24 protein-coding genes are annotated in these 19142 nt (G+C 35.9%); 16 read left to right on the top strand and 8 right to left on the bottom strand.

What is annotated here, in order from left to right; all coding sequences use genetic code 11:
- Window positions 1-46: 46 nt before the first annotated feature.
- Window positions 47-577, bottom strand: a complete 531-nt coding sequence (locus ACLMCG_RS15655; RefSeq protein ID WP_413959974.1) for an SRPBCC family protein — start codon at window positions 575-577, stop codon at window positions 47-49.
- Between the two features lie 199 nt (window positions 578-776).
- On the opposite strand from ACLMCG_RS15655, the gene ACLMCG_RS15650 reads away from it, so the two are divergent.
- The 6 genes from ACLMCG_RS15650 (at window position 777) to ACLMCG_RS15625 (ending at window position 6271) form a co-directional block, all read left to right on the top strand.
- Window positions 777-2795, top strand: coding sequence for a M3 family metallopeptidase (locus ACLMCG_RS15650; protein WP_413959975.1), 2019 nt, complete (start codon window positions 777-779; stop codon window positions 2793-2795).
- A 136-nt stretch (window positions 2796-2931) separates the two neighbouring features.
- Entirely contained in the window at window positions 2932-3351 is a 420-nt protein-coding gene (locus ACLMCG_RS15645; protein WP_413959976.1) for a DUF1801 domain-containing protein, read from the top strand.
- Between the two features lie 94 nt (window positions 3352-3445).
- Window positions 3446-3829, top strand: a complete 384-nt coding sequence (locus ACLMCG_RS15640) for a tetratricopeptide repeat protein (RefSeq protein WP_413959977.1) — start codon at window positions 3446-3448, stop codon at window positions 3827-3829.
- 27 nt (window positions 3830-3856) lie between these two features.
- On the top strand, window positions 3857-4057 hold the full coding sequence (locus ACLMCG_RS15635; protein ID WP_047386728.1) for a YqaE/Pmp3 family membrane protein: 201 nt from the start codon (window positions 3857-3859) through the stop codon (window positions 4055-4057).
- Window positions 4058-4322: 265 nt separating this feature from the next.
- Window positions 4323-5054 (top strand): methyltransferase domain-containing protein, encoded by a 732-nt coding sequence (locus ACLMCG_RS15630; RefSeq protein ID WP_413959978.1) that lies wholly within the window; start codon window positions 4323-4325, stop codon window positions 5052-5054.
- Window positions 5055-5161: 107 nt separating this feature from the next.
- The gene (locus ACLMCG_RS15625; protein ID WP_413959979.1) at window positions 5162-6271 is read left to right on the top strand and encodes a serine hydrolase domain-containing protein; all 1110 of its coding nucleotides are present in this window, start codon (window positions 5162-5164) and stop codon (window positions 6269-6271) included.
- Window positions 6272-6277: 6 nt separating this feature from the next.
- Here the strand turns inward: ACLMCG_RS15625 and ACLMCG_RS15620 are convergent, their stop codons facing one another.
- Window positions 6278-7684 (bottom strand): MFS transporter, encoded by a 1407-nt coding sequence (locus ACLMCG_RS15620; RefSeq protein ID WP_413959980.1) that lies wholly within the window; start codon window positions 7682-7684, stop codon window positions 6278-6280.
- 40 nt (window positions 7685-7724) lie between these two features.
- On the bottom strand, window positions 7725-8288 hold the full coding sequence (locus ACLMCG_RS15615) for a TetR/AcrR family transcriptional regulator (protein WP_413959981.1): 564 nt from the start codon (window positions 8286-8288) through the stop codon (window positions 7725-7727).
- 187 nt (window positions 8289-8475) lie between these two features.
- Between ACLMCG_RS15615 and ACLMCG_RS15610 the strand changes: the two genes are divergently transcribed.
- Together ACLMCG_RS15610 and ACLMCG_RS15605 are read left to right on the top strand one after the other, a co-directional pair.
- On the top strand, window positions 8476-8856 hold the full coding sequence (locus ACLMCG_RS15610) for a VOC family protein (RefSeq protein ID WP_413959982.1): 381 nt from the start codon (window positions 8476-8478) through the stop codon (window positions 8854-8856).
- A gap of 95 nt (window positions 8857-8951) precedes the next feature.
- Entirely contained in the window at window positions 8952-9575 is a 624-nt protein-coding gene (locus tag ACLMCG_RS15605; protein ID WP_223600002.1) for a hypothetical protein, read from the top strand.
- A 14-nt stretch (window positions 9576-9589) separates the two neighbouring features.
- Here ACLMCG_RS15605 and ACLMCG_RS15600 read toward each other — a convergent pair whose 3' ends face one another.
- The 4 genes from ACLMCG_RS15600 to ACLMCG_RS15585 all read right to left on the bottom strand — a co-directional run bounded on the left by ACLMCG_RS15600 (window position 9590) and on the right by ACLMCG_RS15585 (window position 11971).
- Window positions 9590-10609 carry an NAD-dependent epimerase/dehydratase family protein gene (locus tag ACLMCG_RS15600; RefSeq protein WP_413959983.1) on the bottom strand — a complete coding sequence of 340 codons (1020 nt, stop codon included), beginning with the start codon at window positions 10607-10609 and terminating at the stop codon, window positions 9590-9592.
- 59 nt (window positions 10610-10668) lie between these two features.
- A complete protein-coding gene (locus ACLMCG_RS15595) occupies window positions 10669-11244 on the bottom strand; it encodes a Crp/Fnr family transcriptional regulator (RefSeq protein ID WP_413959984.1) in 576 nt (191 codons plus the stop codon).
- A gap of 212 nt (window positions 11245-11456) precedes the next feature.
- Entirely contained in the window at window positions 11457-11837 is a 381-nt protein-coding gene (locus tag ACLMCG_RS15590) for a hypothetical protein (RefSeq protein WP_413959985.1), read from the bottom strand.
- Entirely contained in the window at window positions 11837-11971 is a 135-nt protein-coding gene (locus ACLMCG_RS15585; protein ID WP_262904067.1) for a hypothetical protein, read from the bottom strand. Before ACLMCG_RS15585 ends, ACLMCG_RS15590 begins: the two co-directional genes overlap by 1 nt.
- 99 nt (window positions 11972-12070) lie before the next feature.
- Between ACLMCG_RS15585 and ACLMCG_RS15580 the strand changes: the two genes are divergently transcribed.
- The 8 genes from ACLMCG_RS15580 (at window position 12071) to ACLMCG_RS15545 (ending at window position 17531) form a co-directional block, all read left to right on the top strand.
- A complete protein-coding gene (locus ACLMCG_RS15580; protein WP_413959986.1) occupies window positions 12071-12691 on the top strand; it encodes a TetR/AcrR family transcriptional regulator in 621 nt (206 codons plus the stop codon).
- A complete protein-coding gene (locus ACLMCG_RS15575; RefSeq protein ID WP_413959987.1) occupies window positions 12669-13163 on the top strand; it encodes a GNAT family N-acetyltransferase in 495 nt (164 codons plus the stop codon). Before ACLMCG_RS15580 ends, ACLMCG_RS15575 begins: the two co-directional genes overlap by 23 nt.
- 10 nt (window positions 13164-13173) lie before the next feature.
- Complete coding sequence (locus tag ACLMCG_RS15570) at window positions 13174-13992, top strand: helix-turn-helix domain-containing protein (RefSeq protein WP_413959988.1); 819 nt, start codon at window positions 13174-13176, stop codon at window positions 13990-13992.
- A 75-nt stretch (window positions 13993-14067) separates the two neighbouring features.
- A complete protein-coding gene (locus ACLMCG_RS15565; protein ID WP_413959989.1) occupies window positions 14068-14658 on the top strand; it encodes an NAD(P)H-dependent oxidoreductase in 591 nt (196 codons plus the stop codon).
- 10 nt (window positions 14659-14668) lie between these two features.
- Entirely contained in the window at window positions 14669-14800 is a 132-nt protein-coding gene (locus ACLMCG_RS15560) for a hypothetical protein (protein WP_414136885.1), read from the top strand.
- Window positions 14801-15133: 333 nt separating this feature from the next.
- Window positions 15134-16333: a tyrosine--tRNA ligase gene (gene tyrS, locus ACLMCG_RS15555; protein ID WP_413959990.1), complete on the top strand. Its 1200-nt coding sequence runs from the start codon at window positions 15134-15136 to the stop codon at window positions 16331-16333.
- Window positions 16334-16546: 213 nt separating this feature from the next.
- Window positions 16547-17068 carry an exonuclease gene (locus ACLMCG_RS15550; RefSeq protein ID WP_413959991.1) on the top strand — a complete coding sequence of 174 codons (522 nt, stop codon included), beginning with the start codon at window positions 16547-16549 and terminating at the stop codon, window positions 17066-17068.
- Window positions 17069-17090: 22 nt separating this feature from the next.
- Window positions 17091-17531 (top strand): GNAT family N-acetyltransferase, encoded by a 441-nt coding sequence (locus tag ACLMCG_RS15545; RefSeq protein WP_413959992.1) that lies wholly within the window; start codon window positions 17091-17093, stop codon window positions 17529-17531.
- A gap of 99 nt (window positions 17532-17630) precedes the next feature.
- On the opposite strand, the gene ACLMCG_RS15540 is transcribed toward ACLMCG_RS15545, so the two are convergent.
- Window positions 17631-19142, bottom strand: coding sequence for a helix-hairpin-helix domain-containing protein (locus ACLMCG_RS15540; RefSeq protein WP_413959993.1), 1512 nt, complete (start codon window positions 19140-19142; stop codon window positions 17631-17633).

Here is a 19142-nt window from a genome sequence, read left to right as displayed (position 1 = left end):
AAGAATTGTAATAAAAAAGCCTTGTAAAATTTACAAGGCTTTCATTTTATTTTTCAGCAAGTTTCTTCAGATCACCCAGACCCTGGCTAAACATTTTATCCATGTTCCCGTTCATCAGTGGTTTCATAATTTTCATCATAGGAGTCAATTCATTATCAATCATCCAGGTCACTTTGGTTCCGCTTCCTTCAGGAACCATAACAAAATTAGCCTTCATATCTCCCTCAAAAGGTTTTATAAAGTGAAGTTTTGTAGCCATTTTTTGATTAGGAACCAGCTCACTAATTGCCTGCTCTCCTTCTCCTACATTTTTATCTCCTTTCCAGTGATAGGAATCTCCTACTTTATCACCGTTCCCTGAATACGTAATCACAATATTTTTATCAGCCTTGGAAAAAGGATCCCATTGATTGTAGCCTTTTAAAGTACCTACATAAGGCCATACTTTTTCCTGTGGTGCATTGATGACAACAGATTTTTCATAATGATAATCTTTACTGAAAGCCAGCATTGCAATTACAGCATAGATGATAGCCAGCACAATGATGGCACCAATGATTTTTAAGAGTGTTTTCATAGTCTATATATTTTAAGGTTATTTATTTTAAATCTGTTTTCAAAATTAAATATTCCCACATCACTCCCACTTTCCATATGACAAGATTATTTAAAGATAAGTATTTTTGTCATAACTTGTGAGTAAGGCATTATTTTTGAGCGTTTCAGCTGTGATTCCCAATGAATCATTACATTTACCTTTTATAAAAAATCGAAAAATGAATATTTTAACAGAAAAATTTACTACTCCATATCATTCAGCGCCATTCAATGACATTAAAAATGAAGATTATCTGCCGGCATTTAAAGAACTGATTCAAAAATCAGAGGCAGAAATTGATGCTATTGTCAACAATACGGAAGCACCCACTTTTGAAAATGTTATTGAAGCATTGGCATATTCAGGGGAACAGCTGGATGTGGTTTCAAATATTTTTTTCAACTTAAATTCTGCTGAGACCAGCGATGAGATCCAGCAGATTGCCCAGGAGGTTTCTCCGATCTTAACGGAATATTCTTCAAAAATATCTCAAAACGAAGCCCTTTTCAACAAAATCAAGAAAGTATATGATGAAAAGGACAAATATAATCTCAACGAAGAACAGGGAATGCTTTTAAATGAGACCTACAAAGGTTTTGTAAGAAGCGGAGCTCTATTGAATGAGGAAGACAAAGAAAAATTAAAGAAAATCAGCATGGATCTTTCTTTGAAGTCTTTACAGTTCGGACAGAATGTTTTGGCTTCTACTAATGCTTATTTTAAACATATAACGAATAAGGAAGATCTTGCAGGAATTCCTGAGGCTATTATCGATCAGTATGCTGAAGAGGCTAAGGAAAGAAACCTTGAAGGCTGGGTAGTGACTTTACAATACCCAAGCTATATTCCGTTCATGACGTATGCTGAAAACCGCGAACTGAGAAAGGAACTGGCGCTGGCAAACGGTAAAAAATCCTTTGATGGCGGAGAATTTGACAATCAGAATCTGATTAAAGAACTTCTTAATTTGAAACAGCAGAAAGCTGAACTTATCGGATATAAAAACTATGCAGATTTCGTTCTGGAAGAAAGAATGGCGAAGTCTCCAGTAAAAGTTTTTGATTTCTTAAATGAGCTTTTAACTAAAGCAAAACCATATGCTGATAAAGAAATTGAAGAATTAAAATCTTTAGCCAAAGCTGACGGAATTGAAGAAATGCAGGGTTACGACCACGCATTCTATGCTGAAAAACTTCGTAAACAGAAATTTGATCTTAATGATGAGGAATTAAAACCTTACTTCCCGTTAGATCAGGTGCAGGAAGCGGTATTCGGATTGGCAGGAAAACTTTTCGGACTGAATTTTGAGGAAAGAAATGATATTCCGAAATACCACGAAGATGTAAAAGTATATGAAGTAAAAGAGAACGGAATTTACAAGTCTCTGTTATATGTTGATTATTTCCCAAGAAAAGGTAAAAGAGCCGGTGCATGGATGACCAGCTATAAAAATCAGTATAAACAAAATGGTGAAAATTCCCGTCCGCATATTTCAATCGTTTGTAACTTCAGTAAACCGACAAAAGATACTCCTAGTTTACTAACATTCCAGGAAGTGACTACTTTATTCCATGAATTCGGGCACGCCCTTCACGGAATGATGGCAGATACCCAATATCCTACGCTGTCAGGAACTTCTGTAAAATGGGATTTTGTGGAACTTCCCTCTCAGTTTCTGGAGAACTTCTGTTATGAACCTGAGTTCTTAAAAACATTCGCCAAACATTATAAAACAGGGGAAGTACTTCCTGACGAGAAAATTGAAAAGATAGAACAGTCTAAAAATTTCATGGAGGGTTACCAGACTTTAAGACAGCTAGGTTTTGGACTTCTTGATATGAACTATCATACTAAAGTTGAAGAATTAGAAAATGAAAGTGTAAAGGATTTTGAAGATAAATATACCAAAGCAACAACGCTTTATCCTTCCAATTCTGAAACGGCAATGAGCCCAAGTTTCTCCCATATTTTCCAGGGCGGGTATTCTGCCGGATATTATTCTTACAAATGGGCGGAAGTTCTGGATGCAGATGCTTTTCAGTATTTCAAAGAAAACGGAATCTTCAACCCTGAGATTGCAGCCAAGTATAAAATATTGCTTTCTTCAGGTGGAACAAAAGATCCAATGGAACTTTATAAAAGCTTCAGAGGCAGCGAGCCAAAAGTAGAGAGTTTGCTGAAAAGAGCATTTGGATAACCAATAAACAAATTCAACGGATCAGGAAAAATACAATATAAAAGAACAGCAATTGCTGTTCTTTTTGTTTCATCATTATGCATATTGTGCTTTATGAAATTTTGTAAATTAGTCGCTCAATAATCTCAAATTTCACATGACCATCCAAGAACAAATCAAAGACTATATCGACAGTCAGTCTGAGAAGAAACGCAATGATATGCATGAACTCCATCACATCATTCTGGACCTTATGCCAGAATGCCAGTTATGGTTTCTGGATGGAAAAAACAGTGAAAATAAGACTGTTTCCAATCCCAATATCGGATATGGATTCTATACCATACAGTATACCGACGGAAAAACCAGAGATTTTTATCAGATCGGAATGAGTGCCAATACCTCTGGAATCTCAATTTATGTTCTCAACATCGCTGATAAGACCTATCTGAGCACAACCTATGGAGATAAAATAGGGAAAGCCAACGTAACCGGATATTGCATTAAATTCAAAGCGTTGAAAGATATTAACATTGAAATCCTGAAAGCGGCCATACTGGATGGTCTTAAAGAATAAAATTCTTTTAACCTTAAAAAAACAGCAAATCAATTTTAAGAAAGCTAAATTTGTACAGTATACAAAGCAAACATCCATTCTGTAATTTTAAATAATGAGTACGATACCTCAAAGATTAGAAAACGTAAAAAAACTTCAGGCTAGAAGATGGGAAAATGAAGATCATTGGGATACTTTGAATGATCTGCTAATTAAAGAACTAGATGAAATTTTACTCATTGAGCCTGAAAATACCTCAGCTTTAATTAATATTGGCGCTGTTTATTCCGATATGGGAGAAAACGAAAAGGCTCTGGAGTATTTAAAGATGGCTTTAAATTTAGGTTCCAAAGATAAAAACCTGTTTGTAAACCTCGCTATTGTGCTTGTTTATATGGAAAAGCATCAGGAAGAATATTTAGAATATCTTGAAGAAGCGGAAGACAAAACTGAAGATCCGCTTACTTTTAAAGCTTATTTTGATCCTCAATCCCGTTAAATTCTGTTCAATTAAAAATTTAAAATCATGTTACTAGCCATATTACTTCCCTTCTTATCCTTTATCGTCCGTGGCAAAGTTCTCACCGGAATTATCTGCCTGATTTTACAGATTACTCTGATAGGATGGCTTCCTGCCGCCATATGGGCTGTACTTTCTTTAAACAATGAGAGAGCAGATAAACGTAATGACAAACTGATTAAAGCAATGCGAAAAAATCAAAAGTAATATCTCAATTCCCAACACAAAGCAATATTTGATAATACATAACAGCATTTGAGTTCTGATATTATTGTCGTAAATTTACGTAAGTCCATCTTCATTAAAGAATTTGCAGGAATGATACTTCTTTAATGAGCTGAAAATTTTCAAAGTCTCAACTATCTAAGTATGTTTATTCATGTCAAGGTTTAAAACCTTGACATGGATAAATCATAAGTCAGGTAAGAAAAGTCAAAATGACTTTAATTAAAGAACCACAATTTTTGAAGCTATGAAAGAAAATAAATACGACAATCCGTCATTTTTTGACCAGTACGAAAAAATGCTCCGCTCACAGATAGGATTGGAAGGAGCCGGAGAATGGCACACCTTGAAAAATATGCTGCCTGATTTTCATGGAAAAGATATTCTTGACCTCGGCTGTGGTTTTGGGTGGCACTGCCGTTATGCTATTGAAAATGGTGCAGAATCCGTGATCGGAATTGATCTTTCGGAAAAAATGCTTGCAAAAGCTCAGGAAATCAATAATCTGGAAGGAATTCAATATGAAAGGAAAGCTTTGGAAGATGTGGAATATCCTGCTGAAAAATTTGATATCATATTGAGTTCGCTTACATTACATTATGTAGAATCATTCGATAGTATTGCTCAGAATATTTACAATTGGCTGAGCCCCGGAGGATCTTTTGTCTTTTCAGTGGAACATCCTGTTTTCACTGCTGAAGGCGGCCAGGACTGGGTATATGATAAAAATGGCGAAAAAACCTGTTGGCCTGTAGACCGTTATTTTATGGAAGGAAAAAGAAACACGACTTTTTTAGGAGAAAATGTAATCAAATACCACCGTACTTTAACTTCTTATTTAAATATTTTATTAAAACACGGTTTCAAAATCAAAGAAATTATTGAACCAGAACCAGGTCAGGAAATGTTGAAAGAAATCCCTGAGATGAAAGAAGAACTCCGCAGACCAATGATGTTGTTAATCTCAGTTGAAAAATAGTTTCTTATAAAAACTCATTCTATTTTTTAGGAAAAAACATAAATCACTATATTGCATAACATAGTAATAATAATTAATCATATCTTTGCATAACAAAGTATAAAAATATGATTATTAAAAAACTAACTCCCTTTTTGATATTGCTTTTGCTTTTCAGCAATACAATTGAGGCTCAAATTCATACTAAAGGATATGAAAAGAAAATTGATAGTATTATCCAGACAGAATTCGGGAATGAAAATGAGCCTGGCGGTGTTTTCCTGATTACCCGGAATGGAAAGAATCTCTACCGGAAAGCATTTGGAAAAGCCAATCTTGAACTCAATGTCAATATGACCCCGGAGAATGTTTTCCAGATCGGATCTATGACCAAACAGTTTACCGCTGTAGCTATTCTGATGCTGGAACAACAAGGCAAAATTACTGTCAGCGATCCCATTTCCAAATACATTAAAGATTATCCTAACGGAAACAAAATTACTATTCATCATCTTCTGACCCACACCTCGGGAATTAAAGATTTTACCAAAATGAAATCCATTTCTTCTATTGCACAAAAAGAGATGAAGCCTGAAGAGATGGTCAATTTTTTCAAGAATGAACCTGTAGATTTTGCTCCGGGAGAAAAGTTTGATTACAACAATTCCGGATATGTGATTTTAGGGTATATCATTGAACTGGTTTCCGGAACTTCTTATGAAGATTTTATCAAGAAAAATATTTTTGATACAGCAGGAATGTCCCATTCTTATTACGCTTCAGACAGAAAAGTGATCCTTCAAAGAGCTTATGGCTATCACAAAAAAGAACAGGGATTTGTCAATAAAACAGTCATCAGTTTCAGTGTTCCTTTTTCTTCCGGTTCATTGATGTCTACTGTAGATGATATGTTGAAGTGGCAGCAGGCTTTGCTTCAGAATACTCTTTTGAATTCAACAGAAACCCAAAAAGCATTTCAGAAATATAAGCTGAATAATGGTGAAGAATTTACCTACGGATACGGATGGCATTTGAAAGATATTAATGGAACTCCAGACCGGGAACATGGGGGAAGTGTATTTGGATTTAAAAGCATGGGCGTTTATATTCCCAGTGAAGATATCTATGTGATAGGATTCAGCAACTGTGATTGCCACTCTCCTACTGAAGTCACCAGAAATATTGCGAAAGCGACGTTAAGTGAAGTCAAGACCTCATCTAAAAAAACATACAAATAATCCTGATTATTTTCTACACCTCATTTCAGGGAGAACATGGTTAGGAACTTTAAAAACTGAAGCTATTACAAAAATCAGACAGAGAATATTGATTAATACTGTCACTGAAAACGCATTGTGATAATGCTTTACTGCAGGTTTTGCTCCCAGAAAATAGTAAAAAACACTTCCTACAGCGACAATTCCAATGATGGCAGCCACCTGCTGAAAAGTATTATAAACCCCGGATGCATTTCCAATAAGCTTTTCAGACATTCCCGACAGGGCAATATTGGCCAGTGAAGGAATGATTGAACCTATTCCCAACCCATGCAAAAACAACAGCAGGCAGAACATGGGCAAACCGATCTGTATTCTGAATAAAAACAGCTGAAGAATAAGAATAACAATAATAAAGCTGAGCCCTACAATCAGAGCTTTTTTTCCATATCTCAAAATCAGTTTTACAGAAACCGCGGACGCCAGTATGAATCCCAGTCCCTGAAAGACTATAATTTCTCCGGCTGCTAACGGACTGATCTTTAATCCATCCTGAAAAAAAATCGACAAAATATAAAAATAGGAATCCAGCATAATGAAGAAGAAGGAAACGGCCAGAATTCCCAGATTGAAATTCTTATAACGGAACAATTCAAAATCAATCAGATAAGATCTTTTATTTTCTATTCTTCTCTTCTGATTTTTGATAAAACCGAAAATAATTCCGGCTGAAATGACCATCAGTGTGATATTTTTGAAATGAAAACCTTCATGTTCAGACATCGTAAGGGCATAAGTAGCAGAGAACAATCCTGCAGAAAGCATTACAACGCCACCCATATCAAAAGACTGCCTTATCGAAGTTTTAGATTCATTCAATAATTTCAGACTAAGAAAAATTGCGGGCAGGCATATAGGAATATTCATTAGAAAAATAAGTCTCCAGGGTTCTTCCATCATCGTAAGTGATGAAAAATATCCGCCGAGAAACTGACCTAAAATAGTCCCTATTCCAATAGTGATCCCATACCAACCCATTGCTTTTGTACGTTCATGATGAGCAGTAAATAAAATCTGAATCATGGAAAGCACCTGCGGAGCCATCATTGCAGCGCTTATCCCTTGTACAGATCTCGAAATAACAAGTTGCTCAGCTCCTGCAGAAATTCCGCAAGCCATAGAACTTACCATAAAAGATATTAATCCGATGATATAGGTCTTTTTTCTTCCGTATAAATCACCCAATCGCCCTCCGGTAATCAGAAAAGAAGCAAATCCGATAAGGTAAGCCGCGATCATAAACTGCATTTCTCCGTTGGAAGCATGAAGATCACGCTGTATGGAAGGTATAGACACATTAATGATAAAAATATCAATAATTGTCAACAACTGTCCAAAGAGTATAACCAATAATTTCAAATACTTATGTTTCATTTTTATATAGATATATCTATTTTTTAATATTTAAAAAAAATTAGGGTAATAAACCCTGAACAATTTTTTTAACCTGATCAAAAGAATCATTCTGTTTGCTGATTGTTGATGTTATAACCGCTCCTTCTATTAAAAGGAAAATATTCCCGGTTATTAAATCAACATCAGAAACTTGTCCTTGTACCCCATATTCTGTTACGAGTGTTTTAATCAGATCTTTCTGTTTTTCTTTATGCTGTTTGGCAAAACCGGAGACAGAAGGATTTCCTTCCCCTATTTCAGAAACTATTTTTATAAAATGACATCCTGCAAACTTGGAGGTCTGCTGTAATTTCTTCCTGTAGTCAATAAGTGCCAGAAGTTTTTCTCTGGGTTCTGCAATCTTGGATGTACTGTTTTCATATCCCTCAAACCAACCAAGCTCTTCTTTGATGAGATATGCCTGAAGAAGATCGTTTTTAGATGAAAAGTGGTTGTACAGTGAACCGATGGCTATATCAGCTTCTGCTATAATCTGGTTGATTCCTGTAGAATTGTATCCCTGTTTATAAAATAAATCTGAAGCAACCCTGATAATCCTCTCGCGTACTTTTTCTTTTTTCATCGTGAAAATTTTTACAAATCTAAACAAAAAATAGATAAGTCTATCTATTTTTAAAATACAGATAAAAATTCTATTTTAGATCAAAGAAATAATCCCTGTCATGAAATCCATGTTTTCCCTTTTCCTGTTTTTACTACTAATAGCTGTATCTTGCAGTCAATCGCAGAAACCTAACCTTGGAAAAAATATGAAATCGACCAACCCTGTAGTATATTTTGAAATCCCTGTGCATGATCTGGAGCGTGCAGAAAAGTTCTATTCTGCTGTTTTCAACTTTAGTTTTGAGAAAGAAATCATAGATCGTTATGAGATGGCTCTGTTTCCTTTTGAAGAAAAAAACAGTGGGATTACAGGAGCTCTGGCCAAAGGTGATGTCTACAAACCTTCCAAAAACGGTGTTATTATTTATTTTAAAACAGAGAATATTGACCATACCCTGGAAAATGCTGTAGAACATGGAGGAACTGTTCTTTATCCTAAGAAAACAGATGAAAAGTATGGTTTTGCCGTAGCAGAATTTGAAGATTCGGAAGGAAACAGAATTGCATTACATGAAACGGTAAAATAGTTATACCATTCGCTACATATTATTTTTTTAAATAAGATTGAAGCATATTTTGTATCTTTCAATAACCATTTTTAAAGATTATTTGGTAAATACCTATGGCGGAAGAACTTTATTTCATCAAAACCAACCCTACTATTGCCAAAATTAATTTGTACAATAAGCTCGACCGTGAAGAGGAAAATATTCTACAATTCCTGCCATCTGATGCAAAAGACACGCTTGAAAACATCAAAAACAAGGTAAAGGATTCTGTTGAAGAACTTACTCAGGAGGAACTCCTCCTTATTTTTCAATGGTTTAGTAAAGTGTATTCTTCAGATCATGAGGAAGCAAAAACACAGCTTTTCATCAATGGTATTGATCTTTTTTATGAAATACCGACAACCGTTCATGCCGAAAACTTTCTTCAGATTCTTTCAGACTATGAAAAGCTCCTGAAACAGGACATGAATTATATTGTAGACTCCAAAAACTTCAATCAATTCCTGATCTATGGAATATTTCTCACAGAAATTATCAACAGAGACCAGCATCACGATAATATACTTTGTGAGTATCTGAAGCCGGACAATCAATCTTTATACGTTTTGGCAGAAAACCAATGCGCTTCAAAAGAATTTGACGGAAAAATCATTCCTGAGCTTCAACATCATTTTGCTGATCTGTATGATCTGACTAAGTTTTACAAAGGACCTATTATCAAACTTGAACAGGAATAAATAAAGAGACATTTTTATGCCTCTTTTAAAATTCCAGGGTTTTTCATCAGATAATCTAATGCTTCCTTCACTGCCTGTTCAGGACTTTTGGGATTAAAACCAAGTTCATTTCTTGATTTGGAAATATCAAAATCCTGCTGTAATCCGGAAAACATGGCAATATCTTTTCTTGTGAGTACAGGAGCTTTGCCACTGAGCTTTGCGGTAAATTCCATAATGGCAGCAATACTGAATAGGATTCCTTTAGGCACTGAACGGGGAATCTCCAGTTTCAATTCAGGATAAAGTTGGCTGGCTAAAATGGTGGTATCTGTAATCGTCAAACATTTTTCATTGGCCAAAATATAACGTTCCCCAGAACGGCCTTTTTCAGCTGCGAGATAACATCCTTCGGCCACATCTTTCACATCTATCCAGTTCAAAGTAATTTTGGTATCTACCGGAATTTTCTTGTTCAGGATAAGTTTCAATACTCCGAAGGAAACATTCAACGGAGAAAACGCTTCACTGCCTATCATCGCAGAAGGCATCACAGAAACCAGCTCTATTCCCAATTTTTCGGCCAGATCAAAAGCCAGTTTTTCACCATCATTCTTAGAATTATAATACATATCTCTCCGGTCCGGATTATAGCCGTTACTTTCTTTCGCAGGTAATGTAGTATAATCCAGTGCAGCAACAGAACTTACATAGATTATTTTCTTCACACCAGCTTCTGCTGCTGCTTCGATGGTGTTTCTGGTTCCCGCGATATTCACATCATAGATTTCTCTTTTGGGATCTTTTGCCCATAATTTAAAAGCAGCACCTACTGCATAAAAAGTTTCAACACCCTGAAGGGCTTTTACAAAAGAAGCCTTATCCGTAATATCAGCCTGCACCAGCTCACAATTCAGTCCTTCAAAAGGTTTTCTATTATGTATATTTCTTACTGCCGCGCGCACCGGCAATCCCTGTTTCAGTAAAAATCTGACTAAATTATTTCCCAGATGTCCATTTGCTCCGGAAACAAGACTTAAATGATTCTTTGTCATTGCATTGATTTTAATGCTGCAAAGTTCATCTTCCCAGAACCGGAACCACTTGACTTTTGTTAGTTAATTATTTTTCTCCGGATTCTGCTCAGACTTTCGGGTTTCATCCCTAAAAACGAAGCAATGTACTGGATGGGAACATTCTGAATAATTTCCGGATAGTCTTGCATGAGTTTCAGGTAACGCTGTTCGGCATTCAAAACAGATAATTCTCTGGAACGGTTCTCATTATAAGCAATTGATTGTTGAAAAACCGAAATACTGAAATCTTTCATTGCCTGACTCTTAGCAGTCAGATAATCCAGGTTTTCTTTTGAAATTCTCAAAAGTTCAGCATCTGTGATGCATTCCACATTATTTTCAGAAACTGTACCATTGATAAAATCTGAATAAGAAGTGAAAAATCCGGGTGGACAATTGATATGAGTAGTAATTTCATTACCATTCTGGTCATTGTAAAAAAGCCTGAGATAGCCTGAAATAATATAGTAAAGATAATAAGGAACCTTTCCTGCTTCTTCTATCACAGTATTTTTTGAAAACATAACCGGCTCAAAATATTGTTTGACAGCTTCTGTTTCTTCACAGGTAAAATCATGAGCTGACCGGATATATTGTAAAAGCTTGTCGTGCATCGAAGTGAATATTTTAAGTCTTTTGCAAAGCTACCAAAAGAAAGCTTCAAAATTTATCAGTTAAAAAAATATTCGCCTTCTCATGTAACATTCCGGATTCAATGATTGTCTTGTATACATAATCGAAAGAACACTGCTGATAAAAAAGTACAACTGAGATTATAATAATAATTGAACCAGGATAAAAACTATACCACAGCCAGCAGTCTCCTTTACGATGTAGATCTGTTGGCTTTTTTATTTATAGCCAAACTCTTTACTGAAAAAAAGTAGTATACCAGTCCTCCGGTAAAATAAGCAAGCACATCAAAAACATCTCCGGTAAACCGGACAGATAGTTTCGGGCAAAGCACTTCAAACAAAAAAGACAGATAGAGTACTGAAGTCAATATAAATTTCAGATCCGATTTCCATTGATACCCCAGGATTGAATTCATTATATATTCTATGAGATAACAATACATAGGAACAGTAATACCGTCTGTAAAATAATCATTGATAACGGGAATATAAATTCCGTTTCGTCTCAGTACAGCAATAGTCCCCCAAGCTGCCAGTCCCAGCAGAAACCAATATGAAATTCTTCTTTTCATCACATGTGGAGCACTGCCATTATTATCCCAAGAATCACCTGCAGTATTTTGGATATAACTTCCTGAGGGTCTCTTTTACTTTCATTTTCATTTTTATCTGCTGATTCGTAATCAAATTTTGGTTTGCCTTCCATTGCCTTATAATTTATTACTGCAAATATATCAAATTAGAACAATTGTTCTAATTTTAAAAATATGATTTATATCCACTCTTATATTCTTATCTTTGAGCTATGAAGACCAAGGATAAAATTCTGTCTAAAGCGCTGGAATTATTTAATGACAAGGGGTATAACAATATCACCACAAGGCATATTGCAGCTGAACTTAACATCAGTGCGGGCAATCTGCATTATCATTTCAGGCACTCGGAAGACATTATAAAAATTCTTTTCTCAGAGCTTACCCTGAAAATGGATGAACTACTGAACCAAATGAAAAAGCTGGAGAATAAAAGCCTGGAAGATCTTTATCAGTTTACTTATTCTACCTGTGAAATCTTTTATTTTTACCGTTTTATATTTATTAATTTTATAGATATACTCAACCAGATTCCTGAAATAGAATCCAGATATGAAGGGATCAATTTCAGCAGAAAAGAGGAATTCCAGCTCATCTTTTCAGATCTTCAAAAGAGTAATATTTTTCAGAAAGATGTTCCTCATTTTATTGTGGATTGTCTTACTGAACAGATATTCATTATTGCAGACAACTGGCTTACTCACAACAGGCTTATCTTAAAACTCAATCCCAAAGAAGCAATACAGCATTATACGCTTCTGCAGATGAATCTTTTCTATCCACTTCTTAATAAAGAACAGCAAAAACTTTATGAGCAGCAATACATCCAATAGTCACAGTATCACCATCAGAAAAGGGCTCAGGAAAGATCTTCCGGAAATGCAGGAGCTTTTCACATCCACAATAGATGAGGTATGCAAAAAAGACTACAATCCCCACCAACTTGAAGCATGGAAATCCGGTGCAGAAAATGAGGAAAGATGGATAAATGTGATCAGCAGACAGTATGTTTTAGTTGCTGAAAATGGAAATCAGATCATAGGATTCTGTACTCTTGATAAAGGAAACTATATTGACCTTCTTTTTGTACACAAAGATCATCAGAAAAAAGGGATAGCAGTGGTGCTTTACCATGAAATTGAAAAGGAAGCTCTGAAGCATGATACGAAACAAATTACAGCAGATGTGAGCAAAACCGCCAGACCATTTTTTGAAAAGATGGGTTTTCATTTGATTGAAGAGCAGACTGTTCATGTAAAGGAAATTGCCCTTACCAATTATAAAATGACAAAAAACATTTGTTAATTTCTGAATTATGGAATTACCACTGCAATACAATGAGTTTAGAATTTCAGTTCCTCTGGAATTTGAAAATGTATTTACTCATTTTTATTTTGCTGAAAATACTTCTGATCTATCTGTTACCAAAACTCTTTTGCCCACGTATCAGACAATTCTGTTATTCTGTTTTGGAGAAAGTGCTACAATGTCTACCCGGGAAAAGACGATCATTGGTGTTGATAAATGTATGGTATTTGGTCCGGTGAGGCAATCTTTTGAATATACGCTCCCTGCAGGCTGTTCTATTCTGGTAGCCAATTTTAAAGATGATGCTTTCTTCAGATTTTTTGGAAAAGTACCCATTGAACAGTCGGTAAGACATCCTGACGAATTACTGGAAGAAAATTGTTTTACAGATCTGTGGCAACAGTTGAAAAAATTAGCTTCAACCCAAGAACAAGTAGATCACATCCTTGAATTCTGCAAACCTTATCTTCAGCATCAGGATACTACCAGTAAGCTTTTGAGCAGTTTTGAAAATGATCTTTTAAATCCGGTCAAAGTAATTGCAGAACAGACTCAGCAGACGGAAAGAAATATTCAGCGCAAGCAGAAAGAGCAATTTGGATATTCTCTGAAAGAACTTAACCGCTATAACCGTTTTTTAAAAGCTGTAAAAGTCATTGAAGAGGAAATCGCTAAGCAGAATAAAATGAAGTGGTTTACCATCATTGATGAATGTGGTTATTATGATCAAAGCCAGCTTATTCATGATTTCAGACATTTTATGAACATTTCGCCAGCTCAGTATTTAAAATTTCAGCAGGAGATCTGCAATCCAAAATCTAAATAGTCCGTTTCGTTTTCTTACAATTTTTGCACAGTACATCACGCTACTTTTGTCTCATTAATCTTAACAAAAAAAGCAATGAGACATTTAATAATTTACGCCCATCCGAATGAGAACAGTTTAAATCATCAACTTTTAAACACCGTTATTGAAACACTTGAATCCAGTAATCAGGAAATTGTAGTGAGAGATCTTTATGCGACAGGTTTTGATCCTGTACTTTCTTTGGCTGATATGCAGGGGCAGCGCATGGGAAAAGTAGCTGATGATATACAAGTTGAACAGGATTATATTTTCTGGGCAGAACAGATTACTTTTATTTATCCTATCTGGTGGACAGGTCTTCCTGCGATGATGAAAGGTTATATAGACCGGGTGTTTAGTTACGGATTTGCTTACCGCTATGACCATGGTATACAAAAAGGACTTCTGACGGGTAAAAAAGCAGTAATTATCAATACCCACGGAAAATCTCATGAAGAATATGAACGAACCGGAATGGATAAAGCTCTCACTTTAACATCGGATAATGGAATTTTCATCTACTCCGGACTGGAAATTATCCAACATTTATTTTTTGATAAGGCAGATAAAGCGGCTCCCGAAGATATTGAAATCTGGAAGGATCAAATTAAAAACTTATATTCTCAACATGTCCTGAATTATTAAATAACAATTCATGAAAACAAACACTGATAAACAAACCGCCAATCCTTCATTAATCAACACTTATAAACTGACAAAGAAAATAATAAAATACAGTTTTTACATCTTTATCCTGTATTTTGCTTTTAAGGGATTTATGGCATGAAATTAGCTTCAAAAATCGCAAGTAAAATTGTTTTGAACCATTATTTTAAGCCATTAAGATAGATGGATGGTTAAGTTTTTTTTAAAACAAATCTTGTTATAACCCTGCAATACGTCTTAATGGTTTAAATATTGGATCCGCAGAAATTCTGTACATTTACAACATCATGAAACATTTAAACAGTATACTACGTCTTCCATTCTTCAGTGAATACTACGTTCCGAGCTATCGTTCGGGAGACTTTCTATATCTGTAATTCAATAAAATAATCTAACGTATATATAGAGCCCGGACAGTACCTGTCCGGGCTTTTCATTTTTAAAACTATTCAACATGATTCATTTACTACAAGAAAATGTGGCTATTATCCTTCCTGAAAACGGTTTGGAAGAAAAACTTACACAAGCCGAAAAGGAAAACAGAAAACTATCCATCAAGCTGGGATTTGACCCTACTGCACCGGATCTGCATCTGGGACATGCGGTAGTACTGAAAAAACTGAAACAATTTCAGGAGCTGGGACATCAGATCATTATCGTTGTCGGAAGCTTTACGGCGAGAATTGGTGATCCTACAGGAAAAAATAAAGCCCGAAAACCTTTAAGTGCTGAAGATGTACAGCATAATGCCCAGACTTATATCAATCAACTTTCCAAAGTAATTGATGTTCAGAAGACAAAGATTGTTTTCAATTCTGACTGGCTGGATGCGCTTGACTTTTCAGAGGTTATTCAATTGCTGTCAAAAGTTACTGTTGCCCAACTGATGCACCGTAATGATTTTAATAAAAGATTTACGGAAAATACTCCTATTGCCATGCATGAACTGGTATACCCAATTCTTCAGGGCTTTGATTCTGTAAAAATTGAGTGTGACATAGAAATGGGCGGCACAGATCAACTTTTCAATTGTACAATGGGAAGGCAGCTTCAGGAGGTACATGGAATGCCTGCACAGATCGTCATGTGTATGCCTCTCCTCAAGGGTCTTGACGGAAAGGAAAAAATGAGTAAGTCACTGAACAATATTATCGGGCTGACAGACGAGCCTAATGAAATGTTTGGAAAGACAATGTCTATTCCCGATGCATTGATTGAGGAATTTATCAACCTGACTACAGATTTCTCGGTGGAAGAAAAAAAGACTCTTGTTTCGAGAATAACGGAAGGCGAAAATCCTATGAATATTAAAAAGCTCATTGCTAAAAATATCATCAGCCAATACCATGATCATGCTTCAGCAGAAAATGCGGAACAATTCTTTATCAATCAGTTTCAGAATAAGAATTTTGAAGAGAAAGTATATGAACCTGTTTCTATACATAGTTTGAAGAGTATCCAAAACAAAGTATCTCTTGTAGAACTCTGCCATCAGCTTAAAAATGACCTCAGCAAATCGGCAGTCCGAAGGTTAATTGAGAATGGAGGAATTCAGGTCAATAACAATAAAATAACAGATGCTAATGAAGAAATGGAACTGATCCCTCAAACTAAAATAAAGATCGGGAGAAGAGGCTTTTTTGAGTTAATATAAGGCTGGAAGATGGAAGCCCGGAGAGGGAAGTTTTTATCAGACGTGAAATATCTGAAGTTTTTTGACTGAAATCTTTGAGATAACTTTTATTAAAAAGAGAAAAGTATATCTTAGCAATCAAAATAACTTCCATCCTCCTTCTCCCAGCTCCAGCCTTAACCATTACATTATCCAGCTTATTTCAATATCTTCGTTTTCTTAAAACTATTTCCAATGAGCTACATCATGGTTGACATAGAATCGGATGGGCCGATTCCCGGTGATTTTTCAATGGTCTGTTTCGGAGCTATACTCGTTACAGAGGAACTGGATACCACTTTTTATGGAAAACTGAAGCCGATTTCTGATAAATTCAATCCTGATGCTTTAGCGGTTTCCGGCTTCAGCAAGGAAGAAACAATGAATTTTGATGATCCTGAGACTGTCATGCTTGCCTTTGAAGACTGGATTAAAACGCACTCCAAAGGAAGGCCTATTTTCATCAGTGATAATAATGGTTTCGACTGGATGTTTATCTGCTGGTATTTTCATCATTTTCTCGGACGGAATCCTTTTGGTTTTTCTTCCAGAAGACTGTCTGATCTTTACTGCGGATTGGAAAAGGATACTTTTGCCCAGTGGAAACATCTTCGTAAGACTGAGCACACCCACAATCCAGTAGATGATGCCCGGGGAAATGCAGAAGTTTTGCTGCATATGAAAGAAGAAATGGGACTGAAAATTGCATTAAAATAGAATCTAATTTTTATTTTTGAATATGAATCTTGACCTGCGTTACAAACAAGCTGATGACACCGATATTGATTTTCTTCTCAACCTTAGAATGAAAACCATGAACCCTCATTATGAAAATTCAGGGCTGTCTACTGACAGAAAAACAACTTTGCAAAGAGTTCTGTACCAGTTTGAAAAAGCCAATATTATTCTTTTAAACAATCAACCCATTGGACTGTTAAAAGTAGACCGAACATTTACAAACATTGATGTCCTGCAACTTCAGATTGATCCCAGCCAGCAAGGTAAAGGACTTGGAAAAAAGATTTTGTCTGATATTCTTGAGGAAGCTTCGTTAGCAGGAAAAACGGTGTCATTAAGTGTTTTGAAAACCAATAAGGCACAACATCTTTATACAAGTCTTGGTTTTAGAATTGTGGGTGAAGATCAGTATTCTTATTTTATGGAAACTGAAAAACAATGAATTGAAAATCATGTAAGTTTTGGCTAAAGCCGTTGGAATTTATTTTTAATTTTAAAACGGGCTAAAGCCCGTTCCTATTGATTTTTTCGCAAAGATATTTTATTGATTGGCCATGGTTACATAGATTAATCTTCCTCCTTCTTCTGAGGAAAGCAATATTTTTTTACCATCAGTCAGTTCAACCATAGAACCTGGTGGAATTTCTTTTTGTTCTGTGATATCTTTCATTCCTGATAAACTTTGGTTTACCAATACCCATCTTCCCTGATGGAAAGTAAAATATCCTACAGGCATTTTATCCTGCATCGTCAGGTTTTCATTGCGTATCACTTTCCTGGAAACGTGCCATTTGAATAAATATTGATTGTGATAGACCATCAGTCTGTGGTTTTCCGGTTTCCATACCTCATCATCAAATTTGAAATACAAATCTAAAACAGGTAATGTTCCCTGATGTGGGGTTCCACAGAACGGACATTTAGGACTGCTGGTATTATCAAAGACATACCATTTTTCGGTACAGCCGGAATTGTGGCAAGGCTGTATCAGATCTACAGTTTTCAGTAAAGCAGTTTCCCATTCATTGGCTGTGGGGCGTCTGATGGGGTCATGCAAACCGTCTATAAAAGTTTTTCTGAAAAGCTCTGAAATATAAGGTCCGGTTACGGTATAAGGAATTTTTTGAGGATCACCCCAGAATGCATCCCACTTCCGGAGATGATCTGCTTTTACCTGATTGGAAGGGTTTTCCGGATCTTCTATAAACATCGCTTTTTCTCCCATGGATAAAATTTCGTCTTTTTCGGAATCCAGATCCCAGATTTTCCCTCCACGCAAAGGATGCCTTCTTAAAAGGTACATATAAATCAGAACAGCAAGGGCATGCAGATCTGTTTTTTGATTGGGCAGATGCCTTCCCGGATCCTGAAGGCTTAAATGTTTTGTTTTCAACACTTCAGGAGCAATAAAGTCTGCAGTTCCTATTACTTCCGGAGGAAACAGTTTGGGGACAACAAGACCATCTATATCAATGATACAGGCAGATTTCGTTACCGGATCTACCAGAATATTATTATAAGACAAGTCGGAATGTGCCAGCCCCATCTGATGCAGCTTTTTCACTCCTCTGCTGATATTGACTGCAATCTGAAAATAACTCAGCCAGTCTCCCAGCTCCGACTGGTCAAGTCTCAACGGATACTGCTGATTCCTGAACATGGGCGCAGTAAACCATTTTCCTACTTTATCCTGTCCCTGAATATTTTCTGAACCGATATATCCTTTCGCAAAATAGAATTTATTATGGTAAACAGGAACCACAATTCCTGTGAGTTTATTTTTTTCGACAATATCGTAAGGCCACCTGAATATTTCATTCAGAAAATACTCTGAAGCATTCCCGTTTTGTATACTCTGCAGATAGGTGGAAACAATTCTCATGATTCTTTCTTTTTGCCCTTCATCCAACGGACTCCGGTAAAAAGCCACCACATAATCTTTATCAGGAGAAAAATAAACATCTTTCACGCCGCCCCGGATCGGGTTTTCATCTACATATTCATAGGATTTGGTTGTGTCCAAGACAGAAACAACCTTAATGGTCTTTTTCAT

The sequence above is a fragment of the Chryseobacterium sp. S90 genome (genome assembly GCF_047444895.1).
Taxonomy (GTDB): Bacteria; Bacteroidota; Bacteroidia; order Flavobacteriales; family Weeksellaceae; genus Chryseobacterium.
This window is presented reverse-complemented; position numbering and strand designations above follow the sequence as displayed.